17 protein-coding genes are annotated in these 14273 nt (G+C 71.4%); 13 read left to right on the forward strand and 4 right to left on the reverse strand.

The genetic code is table 11. From position 1 onward, the window contains the following. Positions 1–16 precede the first annotated feature (16 nt). From L6E10_RS00870 to L6E10_RS00905, 8 genes are all read left to right on the forward strand, one after another. Positions 17–628: a maleylpyruvate isomerase N-terminal domain-containing protein gene (locus tag L6E10_RS00870; protein ID WP_236215860.1), complete on the forward strand. Its 612-nt coding sequence runs from the start codon at positions 17–19 to the stop codon at positions 626–628. A 33-nt stretch (positions 629–661) separates the two neighbouring features. Beyond that, positions 662–1654, forward strand: coding sequence for a Gfo/Idh/MocA family protein (locus L6E10_RS40625; RefSeq protein WP_236215861.1), 993 nt, complete (start codon positions 662–664; stop codon positions 1652–1654). 111 nt (positions 1655–1765) lie between these two features. Beyond that, positions 1766–1963, forward strand: coding sequence for a hypothetical protein (locus tag L6E10_RS00880; protein WP_236215862.1), 198 nt, complete (start codon positions 1766–1768; stop codon positions 1961–1963). A 19-nt stretch (positions 1964–1982) separates the two neighbouring features. After that, the gene (locus L6E10_RS00885; protein ID WP_236215863.1) at positions 1983–2627 is read left to right on the forward strand and encodes a DUF1707 domain-containing protein; all 645 of its coding nucleotides are present in this window, start codon (positions 1983–1985) and stop codon (positions 2625–2627) included. Beyond that, the gene (locus L6E10_RS00890; RefSeq protein WP_236215864.1) at positions 2627–2941 is read left to right on the forward strand and encodes a hypothetical protein; all 315 of its coding nucleotides are present in this window, start codon (positions 2627–2629) and stop codon (positions 2939–2941) included. The genes L6E10_RS00885 and L6E10_RS00890 overlap by 1 nt, the downstream gene beginning before the upstream one ends. A 211-nt stretch (positions 2942–3152) precedes the next feature. Further along, complete coding sequence (deoC, locus tag L6E10_RS00895) at positions 3153–4109, forward strand: deoxyribose-phosphate aldolase (RefSeq protein ID WP_236215865.1); 957 nt, start codon at positions 3153–3155, stop codon at positions 4107–4109. 4 nt (positions 4110–4113) lie between these two features. After that, on the forward strand, positions 4114–5541 hold the full coding sequence (locus tag L6E10_RS00900) for an aldehyde dehydrogenase family protein (RefSeq protein ID WP_236215866.1): 1428 nt from the start codon (positions 4114–4116) through the stop codon (positions 5539–5541). Then, positions 5534–6397 carry an aldehyde dehydrogenase family protein gene (locus L6E10_RS00905; protein WP_236215867.1) on the forward strand — a complete coding sequence of 288 codons (864 nt, stop codon included), beginning with the start codon at positions 5534–5536 and terminating at the stop codon, positions 6395–6397. The genes L6E10_RS00900 and L6E10_RS00905 overlap by 8 nt, the downstream gene beginning before the upstream one ends. Before the next feature lie 5 nt (positions 6398–6402). Here L6E10_RS00905 and L6E10_RS00910 read toward each other — a convergent pair whose 3' ends face one another. The 3 genes from L6E10_RS00910 to L6E10_RS40630 all read right to left on the reverse strand — a co-directional run bounded on the left by L6E10_RS00910 (position 6403) and on the right by L6E10_RS40630 (position 8514). Further along, a complete protein-coding gene (locus L6E10_RS00910; protein ID WP_236215868.1) occupies positions 6403–6600 on the reverse strand; it encodes a hypothetical protein in 198 nt (65 codons plus the stop codon). 160 nt (positions 6601–6760) lie between these two features. Next, complete coding sequence (locus L6E10_RS00915; RefSeq protein WP_236215869.1) at positions 6761–7387, reverse strand: response regulator; 627 nt, start codon at positions 7385–7387, stop codon at positions 6761–6763. Further along, positions 7384–8514 carry a sensor histidine kinase gene (locus L6E10_RS40630; RefSeq protein WP_236215870.1) on the reverse strand — a complete coding sequence of 377 codons (1131 nt, stop codon included), beginning with the start codon at positions 8512–8514 and terminating at the stop codon, positions 7384–7386. Before L6E10_RS40630 ends, L6E10_RS00915 begins: the two co-directional genes overlap by 4 nt. 109 nt (positions 8515–8623) lie before the next feature. Here L6E10_RS40630 and L6E10_RS00925 point away from each other — a divergent pair, with 109 nt between their 5' ends. The 3 genes from L6E10_RS00925 (at position 8624) to L6E10_RS00935 (ending at position 12098) form a co-directional block, all read left to right on the forward strand. Beyond that, on the forward strand, positions 8624–9313 hold the full coding sequence (locus tag L6E10_RS00925; protein ID WP_236215871.1) for an ABC transporter ATP-binding protein: 690 nt from the start codon (positions 8624–8626) through the stop codon (positions 9311–9313). Further along, positions 9310–11499, forward strand: coding sequence for an FtsX-like permease family protein (locus tag L6E10_RS00930; protein ID WP_236215872.1), 2190 nt, complete (start codon positions 9310–9312; stop codon positions 11497–11499). Before L6E10_RS00925 ends, L6E10_RS00930 begins: the two co-directional genes overlap by 4 nt. A 77-nt stretch (positions 11500–11576) precedes the next feature. Further along, on the forward strand, positions 11577–12098 hold the full coding sequence (locus tag L6E10_RS00935; RefSeq protein ID WP_236215873.1) for a VanZ family protein: 522 nt from the start codon (positions 11577–11579) through the stop codon (positions 12096–12098). 14 nt (positions 12099–12112) lie between these two features. Here the strand turns inward: L6E10_RS00935 and L6E10_RS40635 are convergent, their stop codons facing one another. Continuing rightward, positions 12113–12649 carry an SMI1/KNR4 family protein gene (locus L6E10_RS40635; protein WP_236215874.1) on the reverse strand — a complete coding sequence of 179 codons (537 nt, stop codon included), beginning with the start codon at positions 12647–12649 and terminating at the stop codon, positions 12113–12115. A gap of 91 nt (positions 12650–12740) precedes the next feature. On the opposite strand from L6E10_RS40635, the gene L6E10_RS00945 reads away from it, so the two are divergent. Next, positions 12741–13067, forward strand: a complete 327-nt coding sequence (locus tag L6E10_RS00945; RefSeq protein ID WP_236215875.1) for a hypothetical protein — start codon at positions 12741–12743, stop codon at positions 13065–13067. Further along, entirely contained in the window at positions 13064–14245 is a 1182-nt protein-coding gene (locus tag L6E10_RS00950; RefSeq protein WP_236215876.1) for a C40 family peptidase, read from the forward strand. Before L6E10_RS00945 ends, L6E10_RS00950 begins: the two co-directional genes overlap by 4 nt. The last annotated feature ends 28 nt before the right edge of the window (positions 14246–14273 follow it).

The raw sequence follows: 14273 nt of genomic DNA on the forward strand, positions 1-14273 counted from the left end.
CTGGGAGGAGCGAGGGGTGTTCGAAGAGATCTACCGCGAGGCACGTCAGCGGATCGTCGGCCTGACCATGGGGCTGAGCGCCGAAGAGCTGTCGCGCACCGTCCCCGCCTGTCCTGAGTGGACCGTGCACCAGCTCCTCGCGCACCTGTCCGGCGCGGCGTCCGACCTCGCCGGCGGCCGCATGGACGGAGCGCCGTCGGACGAGTGGACCGCGCGGCACGTGGCCGAGCGCGCGGACGTGCCCGCCGACGACCTGCTGGAGCAGTGGAACGCCTCCGGCGACCGGATCGCCGAGATGGCGCGCATCCCCTACCAGCTGGCACTCGACGCGCTCACGCACGAGGCCGACCTGCGGGCGGCGCTTCGCCGCGAACGCCTGCCCGACTCGGCTTGGCAGCCCACGCTCGTCTGGATCACCCCCCGCCGGCTGGCCGGCGTGGCGGTGAAGACGGAACTGGGGGTGATCGGCGACGGCCCGATCACGCTGGAGACCGACGGATACGAGCTGTGGCGCGCGTTCTTCGGCAGGCGCTCGCGGCGGCAGGTGGAGTCCTGGGGCTGGTCGGACCCGTCGCCGGTCGACCAGCTGCCGTTCTTCCCGTTCAGAGACACCGATCTGGTGGAGTGAACGCCGTTAACGAGCCGGTGTAGCGTCGGCCGGGTGACTGACCACGTGCGCATCGGAGTGCTCGGCGCGGCCGCGATCGCGCCCATCGCCGTCGTCCGCCCGGCCCGTTCCTCGACGGTCGCCGAGGTCGTGGCCGTCGCCGCGCGGTCGGCCGAGCGCGCCCGGACGTTCGCCGACAGGCACGGCATCGCGCGCGTGCACGACTCGTACGAGGACCTGCTGGCCGACCCGGCCGTCGACGCCGTCTACAACCCGCTCCCCAACGGCCTGCACGGCAGGTGGACGCTCGCGGCCCTGGAAGCCGGCAAGCACGTCCTGTGCGAGAAGCCGTTCACCGCGAACGCCGCCGAAGCGGCCGAGGTGGCGAAGGCCGCGCAGGCCTCCGGTCTCGTGGTGATGGAGGCGTTCCACTACCGCTACCACCCGCTGGCCGTGCGCGTGGACGAGATCGTGCGGTCCGGCGTGCTCGGACCGCTGCGGCACGTCGAGGCGTCGGTCTGCTTCCCGCTGCCGAGGTTCTCCGACATCCGCTACGACTACTCGCTGGCGGGCGGCGCGATGATGGACGCCGGCTGCTACGCGGTGCACATGGTCCGCCTGCTCGGCGGCGAGGAACCCGAGGTGCGGTCCGCGAAGGCGCTGCCGCACGGGCCTTCCGTCGACCGGGCGATGCGCGCGACGCTGCGCTTCCCGTCCGGCCACACGGGATCGGTGCACGCGTCGCTGTGGTCGTCGACGGTGCTCAAGCTGTCGATGAAGGCGATCGGCGAGAACGGCGTGCTGCACGTCCTCAACCCGCTCGGCCCGCAGCTGGCGCACCGGTTGTCGTTGCGGCTCAAGGACAGGAAGTCCACGGAGACGTTCGGGCGGCGCTCGACCTACGCGTACCAGCTCGACGCGTTCACCGCGGCGGTGCTGCACGGCCGACCGTTCCCGACGACCGCCGACGACGCGGTGCGCACCATGACCGTGATCGACGCGGTCTACCGCGCGGCCGGGCTGCCCCTGCGCAGGCCGACGTCATGATGCGACCGAAAACCACCTGATCAGGGGGCTTTACAACCCGTTCCGGGAATGCAGAACCGCCCCAGCGGCACCGATGTGTCTCGTAGTTGGTGAAGACGCGGAGGTGCGGCAGTGAGAATCGAACAGAAGCCCGTCCAGCAGTGGTGCGAGTCGCCGCTGGTCATCATGGGCGTGTCGGTGTCGATCGCCGTGGTGATCGGGGTGCTGCCGGTGACGTGGGGCTACAGCCCGGCCCTGGCCTCGGCGCTCGCCGCCGCCCTGCTGCTCGCTCTCGCGATCACGGTCAAGTACGCACCGAACCGCAAGTGAGCGCTCTAGACTCGATCGGGTGAGCGACGAGCTGGTACCCGCTGATCAGAGTCACCTGCGCGCCTCGGACGCGGACCGGGAACAGATCGCGCAGGTGCTGCACAAGGCGACCGCCGAAGGCCGCCTCGACATCCACGAGCTGGACGAGCGCCTGGCGGCCGTCTACGCCGCGAAGACCTACGGCGAACTCGTCCCGATCACGGCCGACCTGGTCGTCAGCGGCCTGCCGCGGAACCCGGCGATCCCGCAGTACCAGCCCGCGGTGAGCGACCGCATCGGCGGCGAACCGGGCAGCGCGGTGTCGGTGGCGTTCTGGTCGGGCGTGCACCGCAAGGGCCAGTGGGTCGTCCCGCGCATGCACAACGCGGTCGCCGTGATGGGCGGCATCGAGATCGACCTGACCCACGCCCGGTTCGCCGAGCAGGAGGTCACCATCAGCTGCTTCGCGTTCTGGGGCGGTGTCGAGATCCGGGTGCCCGACGACATCAACGTCCACGTCGACGGTTTCGGCTTCATGGGCGCCTTCGAGGACCGCGCGCCCGCCCGCCGGCACATCCCGGGCGCGCCGACCGTGCGGATCACGGGGCTCGCGCTGATGGGCGGCGTGGAGGTGAAGGGACCCAAGCGGAAGAAGTCCCAGATCCTGCGCGAGCTGCTGGACTGATGCGGCTGGCCGACCTGGTCGAACTGGCGGAGATGACCGGTGCGCGCGTCTGGCTCAAGATGGACGGGCAACGCGCCACGCACCGGTGGACGGTGATCATCTCCCACCCCGGCACCGGCTTCCACCACCGGCGTGACGTCAACCGCCTCGACCACGTGGTCACGATCCTGCGCGACGAGCTGGTGCGGCTGCCGGGCGACTGGTCGTGGCTGCGGGAACCGGTCGAGGACCTGAACGAGGTCGCGGAGTTCTACGAGGAACAGGGTGGCGCCGGGGAGGTGGTCGTCATCGACCGGCCTGACCTGCTGCGCTGAAACGGGTCTTCCGCCGCACTGTGGAGCCGGTCGACGTCCGGCGTCCGCACGCCGTCCCTGAGGTCGCCGTGCTGCAGCCGCTGAACCGCCGCGCCGGCAGTGCCCGCGCAGGTGCGGTGAGCGAGGCCTGTCACACCTCCTCGTAGCCCCGCTGATCTGCGCGAACACGCTCACTTAGGACGGGCGTCCCATTCCGCTTAGACTCCTGGGCATGGCTGCTCCAACGACACTGCCGTCGGCCCTGGCTGACGCCGTGCGCGACGACTCGTCGCTGCGGCGTTTCCTGCACGGGCTCCCCGGCGTCGACCAGGTCGGCGTCGAGCAACGAGCCGCGGGCCTCGGCACGCGGAGCATCAAGAAGGCCTCGAAGCTGCACGCCATCGACCTGGCGATCAGCATGGTGGACCTGACCACGCTCGAGGGCGCGGACACGCCCGGCAAGGTGCGCGGCCTCGCCGCCAAGGCGAAGCGGCCCGACCCCGAGCGGCCGGACGTGCCGCGGGTCGCGGCGGTCTGCGTCTACCCGGACATGGTCGCCACGGCGGCGAAGGAGCTGCAGGGCACCGGGATCAACGTCGCCAGCGTCGCGACGGCGTTCCCCAGCGGGCGCAGCACGCTCGACATCAAGCTGGCCGACACCCGGTTCGCCGTGCAGGAGGGTGCGAGCGAGGTCGACATGGTGATCGACCGCGGCGCGTTCCTGAGCGGCCGGTACGGGCAGGTGTTCGAGGAGATCGTCAAGGTCAAGGAGGCGTGCGGGGACGCGCACCTCAAGGTCATCCTCGAGACCGGCGAGCTCGTGACGTACGACAACGTGCGCCGCGCGTCGTGGCTCGCGCTGCTGGCCGGCGGCGACTTCATCAAGACCTCGACCGGCAAGGTGCAGCCCGCCGCGACGCTGCCGGTCACGCACGTGATGCTGCAGGCCGTGCGCGACTGGAAGGCGCAGACCGGTGAGCTGCGCGGGGTGAAGCCCGCCGGCGGCATCCGCGCGACCAAGGACGCGATCAAGTACCTGGTGGCCGTGCACGAGGTGGCCGGTCCGGAGTGGCTCGACCCGAACCTCTTCCGGTTCGGCGCGTCGACGTTGCTCAACGACCTGCTCATGCAGCGTCGGACCCAGTTGGACGGCCACTACAGCGGCCCGGACTACGTGACGGTGGACTGAAGACATGTGGGAATACGCCCCCGCGCCCGAGTCGCGGGACATCGCGAACCTCAAGCCCTCGTACAAGATGTTCGTCGACGGCAAGTTCGTCGAGGGCACCGGCGAGCCGCTCAAGACCGTCAACCCGGCCACCGAGGAGGTGCTCGCGGAGGTCTCGACGGCGTCGCAGTCCGATGTGGACACCGCGGTCAAGGCCGCGCGCAAGGCCTACGACCGCGTGTGGTCGAAGATGCCGGGCAGCGAGCGCGCCAAGTACATCTACCGCATCGCGCGGCAGATCCAGGAGCGCGGCCGTGAGCTCGCGGTGCTGGAGTCGCTCGACAACGGCAAGCCGATCAAGGAGTCGCGCGACGTCGACGTCCCGACGGCCGCCTCGCACTTCTTCTACCACGCGGGCTGGGCGGACAAGCTCGGCTACGCGGGGTACGGCCCGGACCCGAAGCCGCTGGGCGTCGCGGGCCAGGTCATCCCGTGGAACTTCCCGCTGCTGATGGCGGCGTGGAAGATCGCTCCCGCGCTCGCGTGCGGCAACACGGTCGTGCTCAAGCCCGCCGAGACCACGCCGCTGACGGCGCTGGTGCTGGCGGACGTCATCCAGCAGTGCGACCTGCCACCGGGCGTCGTGAACATCATCCCGGGCGCCGGTGACGTCGGCGCCGCGCTCGTCGGCCACGAGGACGTGAACAAGGTCGCCTTCACCGGCTCGACCGACGTCGGCAAGGTCATCCAGGGTCAGCTGGCGGGCACGTCGAAGAAGCTGACGCTCGAACTGGGCGGCAAGGCGGCGAACATCGTCTTCGACGACGCCCCGCTCGACCAGGCCGTCGAGGGCATCGTCAACGGCATCTTCTTCAACCAGGGCCACGTCTGCTGCGCCGGCTCCCGCCTCCTCGTGCAGGAGTCGATCGCCGACGAGCTGGTCGAGAAGCTGCACGCGCGCGTCAGCACGTTGCGCGTCGGCGACCCGCTCGACAAGAACACCGACGTCGGCGCGATCAACTCCCGCGAGCAGCTCACCAAGATCAAGGAGCTGACGGAGTCCGGCGAGGCCGAGGGCGCCCAGCGCTGGACGTCCTCCTGCCCGTTGCCGGACAAGGGTTTCTTCTTCGCCCCGACCGTCTTCTCCGGCGTCTCGCAGGCGATGCGCATCGCCCGCGAGGAGATCTTCGGCCCGGTCCTGTCCGTCCTGACCTTCCGCACGCCTGAAGAGGCGGTCGCCAAGGCGAACAACACGCCGTACGGCCTGTCCGCGGGCATCTGGACCGAAAAGGGCTCGCGCATCCTCTGGATGGCACAGCGCATGCGCGCCGGCGTCGTGTGGTCCAACACGTTCAACCGCTTCGACCCGACCGCCCCGTTCGGCGGGTACCAGGAGTCGGGCTTCGGCCGTGAGGGCGGCCGCACCGGTCTGGAGGCCTACCTCGATGTCTGATCGACTCACGGTCGCGAAGACCTACAAGCTCTACATCGGCGGCAAGTTCCCGCGCTCGGAGTCCGGCCGCAGCTACCCGGTGACCGATCCCAAAGGCACCTTCCTCGCCAACGCCGCACAGGGTTCGCGCAAGGACGCCCGCGACGCCGTGGCCGCCGCCCGCAAGGCCTTCGACGCCTGGTCCGGCGCCACCGCCTACAACCGGGGCCAGGTCCTGTACCGCGTGGCCGAGGTCCTCGAAGGTCGCCGCGAGCAGTTCATCTCCGAGGTCGCCACCTCGGAAGGCGTCCCGGCGAAGAAGGCCCAGTCCCTGGTGGACACGGCCATCGACCGCTGGGTCTGGTACGCGGGCTGGACCGACAAGATCGCGGCCGTCCTGGGCTCCTCGAACCCGGTCGCGGGCCCGTACTTCTCGTTCTCCACCCCCGAACCCACGGGTGTGGTGGCGGTGCTGGCCCCCCAGCAGTCCTCACTGCTGGGCCTGGTCTCGGTGATCGCCCCGGTGGTCGTCTCCGGCAACACCTGCGTGGTCATCACCTCCCAGGACCGCCCGCTCCCCGCCATCACCCTGTCCGAGGTGCTGGCCACGAGCGACGTCCCCGGCGGCGTGGTCAACATCATCACCGGCCGCACGGCGGAGATCGCCCCGTGGCTGGCCTCGCACGCGGACGTCAACGCCCTGGACCTCACCGGCGCCCCGGACTCCCTGCGCGCCGACCTGGAACGCGCGGCGGCAGGCACCGTGAAGCGCGTGCTGCGCAACAAGCCGAACGAGGACTTCACCGCGACGCCGGACATGTCCCGCCTGCGCGCCTACCTCGAAACGAAGACGGTCTGGCACCCCATGGGCGTCTGACACCCTCAGTCGGCGGCGTAGGCCTTCCCCTGCGCCGCCAACTCCTCACCGAGGATCCTGATCGCCTTCGGCCCCACGCCGTGGATCTCCAGCAGCGCCTTGGCCGACACCTCCGTCAGCGAGTCGAACGTCGCATAGCCGTGCGCGACCAGCTCACGGTTGGCAACCTTGCCGATGGTGCGCGGAAACTCGGACTCGGACATGCCAGGAAGTCCACCACACCACACGCCCACGCGATGCCGAAGGCGAAGACGAGCCACCTGCTCACCGGGCAGCAGCCCGGCGGAACGAGCGTGCCCACCCCGCGACCGGCGCGGAACCCGGTCCGGTTGCCGGGGGCCGTGACCACGCGCGGCAAGGCGATCAGGAGTTGACCAACCCCGCCCGCCAAGCCCAAGAAGCGATCCCCACCCGGTTGCGGACGTTCAACTTGGCCTGCACCGACGCCAGATGCGTCTTGACGGTGGACAAGGAGAGGTAGAGCTCGGAAGCGATCTCCTGGTTGGACAACCCCCGGGCCACCTCCCGGACCACGTCCTGCTCCCGAGCGGTCAGCAACCCCAGATCAGGCCGGGACGCCGGCCGGGCGAAGTGCTCCAGCATCCGCACCGTGACCTGGGGCGAGATCAGGGCGTTCCCGGCAGCGGCAGCGCGAACGGCCTCGACCAGCAACGCGGGCCCGGCGTCCTTGGTCAGGAACCCGGACGCACCGTTCTCAAGGGCCGTGTGCACGTACTCGTCCAGGTCGAAGGTGGTCACCACCACGACCTTCGTGGTGGGCGACAACTTCTTCGTCACCTCGAGCCCGTCCAGGCCGGGCATCCGGATGTCGAGCAACGCGACGTCCGGCTTGTGCTCGCGAGCCGCGGTGACAGCCGCGACCCCGTCGGCGACATCAGCCACCACGGTGATGTCCGGCTGCTTCTCCAGGATCATCCGAAACCCGACGCGGACCATCTCCTGGTCGTCGGCGATGAGGACCGAGATCACTTCTTCCCTTCCAGGGGTAGCTCGGCGAGCACCTGCCAGCCGGTCTCACGCGGGCCCGCGGAGAACAGGCCGCCCAGCAGGTCGACCCTCTCACGCATCCCCACGAGACCGTAGCCACCCCGGTTCAGCTCGTGCGGCTGACCGTCGTCGGCCACGACCACGCGCAACGCCCCCGCGGGCGTCCGGGAGATCTCCACGTCGACCACCGAGGGCGAGACCGCGTGTTTGTGCACGTTGGTGAGGGACTCCTGGACCAGGCGCAGCACCGAGCGGCCGAGCTCCGGCGCGACCTCGTCGGGCAGGTCGATGCGCAGGCGGGTGTCGAAGCCGAGTTCGCGGGTGCGTTCGACGGCCGAGATGACGTCGGCGGCGAGGTCGGTGGTGGCGGCCTCGTTCTCGCCCTGGCGCAGGGTGCCGACGAGGCGGCGCATGGCGCCCAGGGCTTCCGTGCCCGACCGGACGATGCCGGGGAGCAGGCGGTGCGCGGCTCGCGGGTCGTCGTCGGAGACCTCCAGGGCCGCCTGGGCCTGCACGAGCATGCCGGTCACGTGGTGGGCGACCACGTCGTGCAGCTCGCGGGCCAGGGCGATGCGCTCCTCCTTCTGCGCGTCGATGACGGCGGCGGCGATCAGGCGGCCGCTCTCGGTGTCGCGGGCGCGGAAGTAGAGGCCCGTGCCGACGGCGGCGAAGCCGAGGACGAGCGAGCCGAGCATCTCGTTGTAGTTGCCGCCGGAGAGCCAGTTGTCGCGGACGATCGCGGCGAAGAAGCTCACGGCCATCAGGGCGCCGACCGACCACGTGGCCGCGCGGCGTGGTTCCTCGCGGACCACGACGGCCGTGATGACCAGGCAGGCGGCGGTCTCGGCGACGGTCAGCGGGCTCAGGACCGTCGGCACGTAGACCTGGAAGACCCGGATCGCGAACGACGACAGGAAGATCGACACCACCGCCACCGGGATGACGAAGGCGCGCGACTTGAACGACGTGACCGCCACGATGCACACGGGCACGGTCATCAGCCACACCAGCGCCTGGCGGCTGCCGCCCCCGCTCGTCAGCAGCAGCTCGCCGAGCATCAGCAAGGCGAGCACGGCGGCGATGGGCCATTGGCCCCGGTGACTGTCCACGGCGGACAACGGTAGGACCACCAGACCTCTGCGGCCTCGGTCATCCGGCTGATCCGGTGTGTCGTCAAGGCTGAGGTTTTCGCCGCGCGCGAGGAGCACCTTGAGGACCATGAATCCGGTTCTGGCCGCTCGTGGCCTGGTCAAGACCTACGGCGACGTGCACGCGCTCGCCGGGATGGACGTCGACATCTCCGCAGGGGACGTGCTGGCGGTCGTCGGCCCGTCCGGGTCCGGCAAGACGACGCTCCTGCACGTGCTGTCCGGCATCCTGCGCGCCGACGGGGGCGAGGTGTTCCTCGACGGGCGCGCGATCGGCGAGCTGAACGAGACCGGGCGCAGCGCGCTGCGGCGCACCGCGTTCGGGTTCGTGTTCCAGTCGGGCATGCTCGTCGCCGAGCTCACGGCCGAGGAGAACGCGGCCCTGCCGATGCTGCTCGCGGGCGGCTCGCGCGAGGAGTCGCTCGGTGCCGCGAGGCTGTGGCTGTCGCGGCTCGGCCTGCAGGGGCTCGAGAAGCGGCTGCCGGGCCGGCTCTCCGGCGGGCAGGCGCAACGGGTCGCGATCGCGCGGGCCCTCGCGCACCGGCCACGCGTGATCTTCGCCGACGAGCCGACCGGCGCGCTCGACACGCGCACCGGCCAGGAGATGATGACCGCCCTGCTGCGGGCCGCGGAGGAGACGGGCGCGGCCGTCGTGATCGTCACGCACGACAAGGCCATCGCGGACCGCGCGCTGCGCGTCGTCGAGATCCAGGACGGCAGGATCGCGAACACCGACTCCGCCAGGGCGGTGTCCGCGTGAGGATCGCTCTCGCGGTGCTGCGCCGCGACCGCCGCAGCCAGGTCGCGACCGGCCTGGTCGCCCTCGGCGTGATGATCGCGGTGTCGCTGGTCCTGTGGTTGCTCGCGGCACCGAACGGCCTCCAGGCGCGTGCCGAGCGCACGGCGTGGCGCGACATCTCCGCCGGCGCGGACGGCGGGAGCGCCATCTCCGTCGCGGCGACCAGGGACTCCTACCGGGGCAGGCTGATCGAGCGGTACGACGTCGCCCGCGACCGGCCCGGCGAGGTGCCCGTCGCGAAGGGCATCGCACGGTTCCCGGAGGCGGGCGAGGTGCTGCTGTCCCCCGCCCTCGCGGACCTCGTGCGCGCGGCCCCGGCGGAGAACCTCGGCAACCGGTTCCCCGGCGCGGTGATCGCCGAGCTCGGCCCGGAAGCGCTGAAGTACGAGGGCGAGCTCGTCGCGGTCGTCGGTCACGAGGAAGTGGCCAACGGCCTGCCGACGACCGGGCTCGCGAACACCCGTGCGACGTACACCGACGACTACAGGGGCTTGCTCCACCTGCTCACCCGCGTGGGCCTGGTGGTGCTCGTGGTGCCGTGCCTCGTGCTGGTCGCGTCGGCGGCCAGGCTGACGGCGGCGAAGCGCGAACGGCGGCTCGCCGCGCTCAGGCTCGCCGGCGCGTCCCCGCGGCAGGTCGTCGTGATGACCGCGATCGAGACCGCGGTCGGCGCCGTCGTCGGCAGCGTGCTCGGCGTGCTGCTCGCCCAGCCGTTCAGCCACCTCACCGCGAAGATCCCCTGGGAGGGCGGCACCTGGTACCCCGGGGACTTCGTGCCGGATCCGTTCGTGATCACGGCGGTGGCCGTGCTCGCCCCGGTCCTCGTCGTCGGCGCGGCGGTCATGGGACTGCGCCGCGTGGTGCGGCAACCCCTTGCGGCGGAGGAGAAGCGCGGGGTGCGGTCGTGGCGGGTGCTGACGATCGCGGGCGCGATCGGCGTGTTCTTCCTCGGCATCGCGTACGCGCAGCAGGCCGGCGGCGACAACCGGTTCACCGTCGTGCTCACCGGGCTCGGGGCGGTGGCGCTCGCGCTGGTGCTGACCGGTCCGGTCGTCACGGCGTGGGTCGGCAGGTTCTTCGTCGGGCGGTGGAGCAGGCCGTCGACGCTGCTCGCGGGGCGCAGGCTCTCCGGCGACCCGGTGGCGGCGTTCCGCGGCTCGGCCGGCGTGGTGATCGCGGTGTTCACCGGCTCGATGGCGCTGACCATGCTGCCGGGCCTCGAAACCACGGTGCCGAGCCGCGACGGCACGTGGCGGGCGGACGCGATCGTCGCCGAGCAGGTGGGTCTCGACGTCACGCCGCTGCGGCTCGCGACCTCGGCGCCGATCGTCACGATGCTCGCCGGCAACGTCGGCAACGGCGACCGCGAGCACCACGGCTACTCCGTGCTGGTCGGCCGGTGCACCGAGGTCGCCAGGGTGCTCGAGGACCTGCGCTGCCAGGACGGCCCGGCCGTCTACGCGCCGGAGGAGCTGAGGTACGACCACTTCCGCGCCGGCTCGCAGGACGACGAGATCACCGCGCAGCTGCCCGCGGAGCACGTGACGCGGTCGTTCCCGGGAACCGGCAGGGTCCAGGCGGTGATCGACCCCGAGCTGCTGCCCGCCGTGCGCGGCAGGGTGTCCCTGGTCGGGGTGCCGACCACGCCCGAGAACCGCGAGGCCGTGCACACCGCGTTCGTCCGCGCACTGCCCGGGGCACCGCTGACCGACGGCGAGGTCACCGGCCTGTGGGGCGACACGCTCAGCGAAGACCTGCGGCGGGCCACGGTCATCGGCCTCTCCATCGCGGCGGTGCTCGGCGGCATCGGCGCGGCGGTCGCGGCGGCGGGATCGGTGATCGACCGGCGGCGCACTTTCGGCGCGTTGATCGCGGCCGGAACTCCCGTTCGCGTGCTGGCTCACGCAATGCGCCGCGAAGTGGTGCTGCCCGTGCTCGCCGTCACAATTGCGGCGTGCGGCGCGGGAATCGCCGTGGGCCTCGGATTGCTCACTTTGGCGCGCGGCATGGTGGGCGGTGAGGATCTGCCGCTCACGCCGTGGGTGGTCGCCCCGGTGGCCGTCGGAGTGCTGGTCGCGCTGGTGGCGGCCCTGGCCTGCGGCCCGGTATTACGAGGCATCAGCCCACGGGATTACGCGGCGGAGTAGTGCTCGGCCGGAAGTACGAGGCAGGAATTGGCCCTCGGCGCGATGTGCGCGGAGGGCCGTTTTCCTACCTTGGATTCATGACGAATACACAGCTCGCGAGCATCCAATGGGGCGTTTTCCTCTCCGTCGTCTTCCTGCTCCCGCAGCTGTTGTTCCGCCGGCTGACGTTGCGCGGCACCGCGATCACCGTTTACGCGAGCATGCTCTTCTCGGCGACGTTCCTGCCGGTGCAGACCGTTCCGCCGCGCCAGTCCGTGCAGCCGGTCCCGTTCCAGTGGATCGCCGACACCTTCCGCGACGGGCAGATCGCGTTCGACCAGATGACGCTGAACCTGCTGCTGTTCGTGCCCCTCGGCGCGATGCTGGCGTTCTGGGGCAAGCGCGCCATCGGGCAGGCCGCGCTGATCGGCTGCGGCGTCTCGCTGCTCGTCGAGGGCTCGCAGCTGCTGTGGGCGAACCGGATCTTCGACGTCGACGACCTGATCACCAACACCACCGGCACCGCGCTCGGCTGGCTCGGCGCGCTGGCCGCCGTGAAGGTCCACGCCCGCGTGAAGGCCGCCTCGGTGCCGCGGCGCGAGCTCGCCGGCGTGCGCTGAGGCGAGCGAGGTTCCTAGTTCGTGCGCCAGCCCAGCTCGCCCGCGGTGTTGACCTCCGGGAAGCAGTGCCCGACCGTGCTGCGGGTCTCCAGGGCCGTCGCCACCTGGTCGAACATCTCCACGATCGACATCCACTCCGGCTTGAGCATCTCGTTGCGCTCCTGGTCCCACTCGACCACGCAGCCGCGCAGCACGCCGGGCCTCAGGTCGACCGCGAGCACGTCACCCGTGCCGTCGAACGCGATGGGCAACCAGCCCGGGTGGAAGCCCGAGGTCGGCGCGCCCGCCTCGGTCGAGTCCACCGGCTTGCTCGCGTGGGTGTCCCTCAGCACGAACGCGCGGTCGGCGCACAGCGGCGTGTAGAAGGGCGGCAGGATCTCGGCGTACAGGCCGTCCTCGGTGCCGCCGAAGACGCTCCACCACAGCTGCAGGTCGATCGGAACCCGAAGATCCGGCAGTGCGTCATACCTCGGACGCAGCACGGCGCGGGTGGCGGGAGCGTGCTCCGCCAGCCATGCCAGGATCCGGTTCCAGTGCTCGATCACACCCACCGCCCCATGATCTTGGCGGAACGACGGGCGAGGTACCGCTCATCGGGGCAGGATCGGGTCGAACAGGTCACGACTGGGGGAAGAGCTTCAGATGGCGGAACAAGGTCTCGAGGTCGACCTCGACGCCCTGACGGGATACGCCTCGGCGGTGAGCGGTCTGGCGAGCGAGGTCGGCGCGGTCGGCACCGGCACGTTGAGCGGCACCACCGCACTGCCGGGCGACTGCTTCGGCAAGATCGGCAACGAGGTGGGCCTCAACGCCGCGTTCCAGGCGGCGGCCCAGGTCCAGCTCGACGCGCTCAAGGCGGCGTCGACGGGCCTCGCCGGTCTCGGCACGGCGGTCGCGAAGGCCCGCGAGGCCTACATCGCTCAAGAGGACGCGAACAGGGCCGCGCTCGGCAAGGCGGCGCGGGCATGAGCGTCGAGGGACTCCTGAGCCAGTTCATCGCCCCCATGAAGGAGGACCTGGCCAAGCTCGACGGCGACACCGGCGGCGCCACGCGGGCCGGTGACGCGTTCGGCCGCGCCCAGACCGCGCTGACGGACCTGGGCTCGCGGCACGGCTCGGCCTCGACGGCGGTGCTGAACACGTGGTCGGGCGCCAAGGCGAACGCCTTCACCTCCCGCGTCTCCACCTTCGCCTCGGCCGCGACCCTGCTGGCCTCGAACGCCTCCACCGTGAAGACCGTCGCCTCGACCGGCGTCGCCGCGGTGACCGGCGGCCGCACCGCCATCCAGGGCCTGATCGACGAGTTCACGGCCAAGGCGACGCCGAAGCTCGCGGCCGCGCTGGCCCTCTCGGTCGTGGCGGGTCCGGGCGTCGTGCTGGCGGCCGTGGCGGACCTGGCCGGGATGGCCTCGGCCTACCAGGGCAGGACCTCCGCCGAGCTGCAGAAGGTGCGCGACCAGCTCACGCAGCTCGTCGGGCAGCTGGGCGGCCTGCGCAAGCCGGACGCCGGCGCGCTGGAGAGGCTCGGCGAACCGCTCGGCGGTGACGAGGGCTCCACGGTCGCGGCAGGCGTCACCGACACACCCCGGCAGGAGTCCGGTCCCGGCTCGAACTCGGGCAACGGCGGCGGCTCCGGTGGTGGCGGCGGTGGCGGTTCGGGCGGTGGCGGTGGCGGAGGAGGCGGCGGCGGTGGAGGCGGGGGCGGTGGCTCCGGCCCGCGCCTGCCCGTCGCGATCCCGCCGCAGCCCGGTGACGGCGTCGGCGTGAACCTGCCCGACGGCAGCAGCGCCGAGGCGCCGAACGAGATCGCCGCCATGGCCGTGCGCAACGCGCTGTCCGCCCTCGGCACCCCGTACGTGTGGGGCGGCGCGAACCCGCCCCAGGGCACCGACTGCTCCGGCCTCACGCAGTGGGCTTACGCCGGTGCGGGCTTCGACGTCCCGCGCCCGGCCTCGTCGCAGGCGATGGGCGCCTCGGTGCCGCCGGACCAGCTGCTGCCCGGCGACCTCGTGGTGTGGGACGGGCACGTGGCGATGGTGATCGGCAACGGCCAGATGGTCGAGGCCGGTGACCCGGTGCAGGTGCAGCCGATCCGCACGACGAACAGCGGGATGTCGTTCTACGGCTTCTACCGGCCGACGGGCTGAGCCCGGTTCGGGCACACTGTCGGCAGCA

This window comes from Lentzea sp. CC55 (genome assembly GCF_021056325.1).
GTDB lineage: Bacteria > Actinomycetota > Actinomycetes > Mycobacteriales > Pseudonocardiaceae > Lentzea > Lentzea jiangxiensis.

Bases quoted from the DNA above. Each gene is read 5' to 3' on its own strand.
- L6E10_RS00900 (WP_236215866.1), top strand. From the start codon at position 4,114: ATGTGGGAATACGCCCCCGCGCCCGAGTCGCGGGACATCGCGAACCTC.
- L6E10_RS00935 (WP_236215873.1), top strand. From the start codon at position 11,577: ATGACGAATACACAGCTCGCGAGCATCCAATGGGGCGTTTTCCTCTCC.
- L6E10_RS00950 (WP_236215876.1), top strand. From the start codon at position 13,064: ATGAGCGTCGAGGGACTCCTGAGCCAGTTCATCGCCCCCATGAAGGAG.
- L6E10_RS00890 (WP_236215864.1), top strand. From the start codon at position 2,627: ATGCGGCTGGCCGACCTGGTCGAACTGGCGGAGATGACCGGTGCGCGC.
- L6E10_RS00905 (WP_236215867.1), top strand. From the start codon at position 5,534: ATGTCTGATCGACTCACGGTCGCGAAGACCTACAAGCTCTACATCGGC.
- L6E10_RS00925 (WP_236215871.1), top strand. From the start codon at position 8,624: ATGAATCCGGTTCTGGCCGCTCGTGGCCTGGTCAAGACCTACGGCGAC.
- L6E10_RS00910 (WP_236215868.1), bottom strand. From the start codon at position 6,600: ATGTCCGAGTCCGAGTTTCCGCGCACCATCGGCAAGGTTGCCAACCGT.
- deoC (WP_236215865.1), top strand. From the start codon at position 3,153: ATGGCTGCTCCAACGACACTGCCGTCGGCCCTGGCTGACGCCGTGCGC.
- L6E10_RS00945 (WP_236215875.1), top strand. From the start codon at position 12,741: ATGGCGGAACAAGGTCTCGAGGTCGACCTCGACGCCCTGACGGGATAC.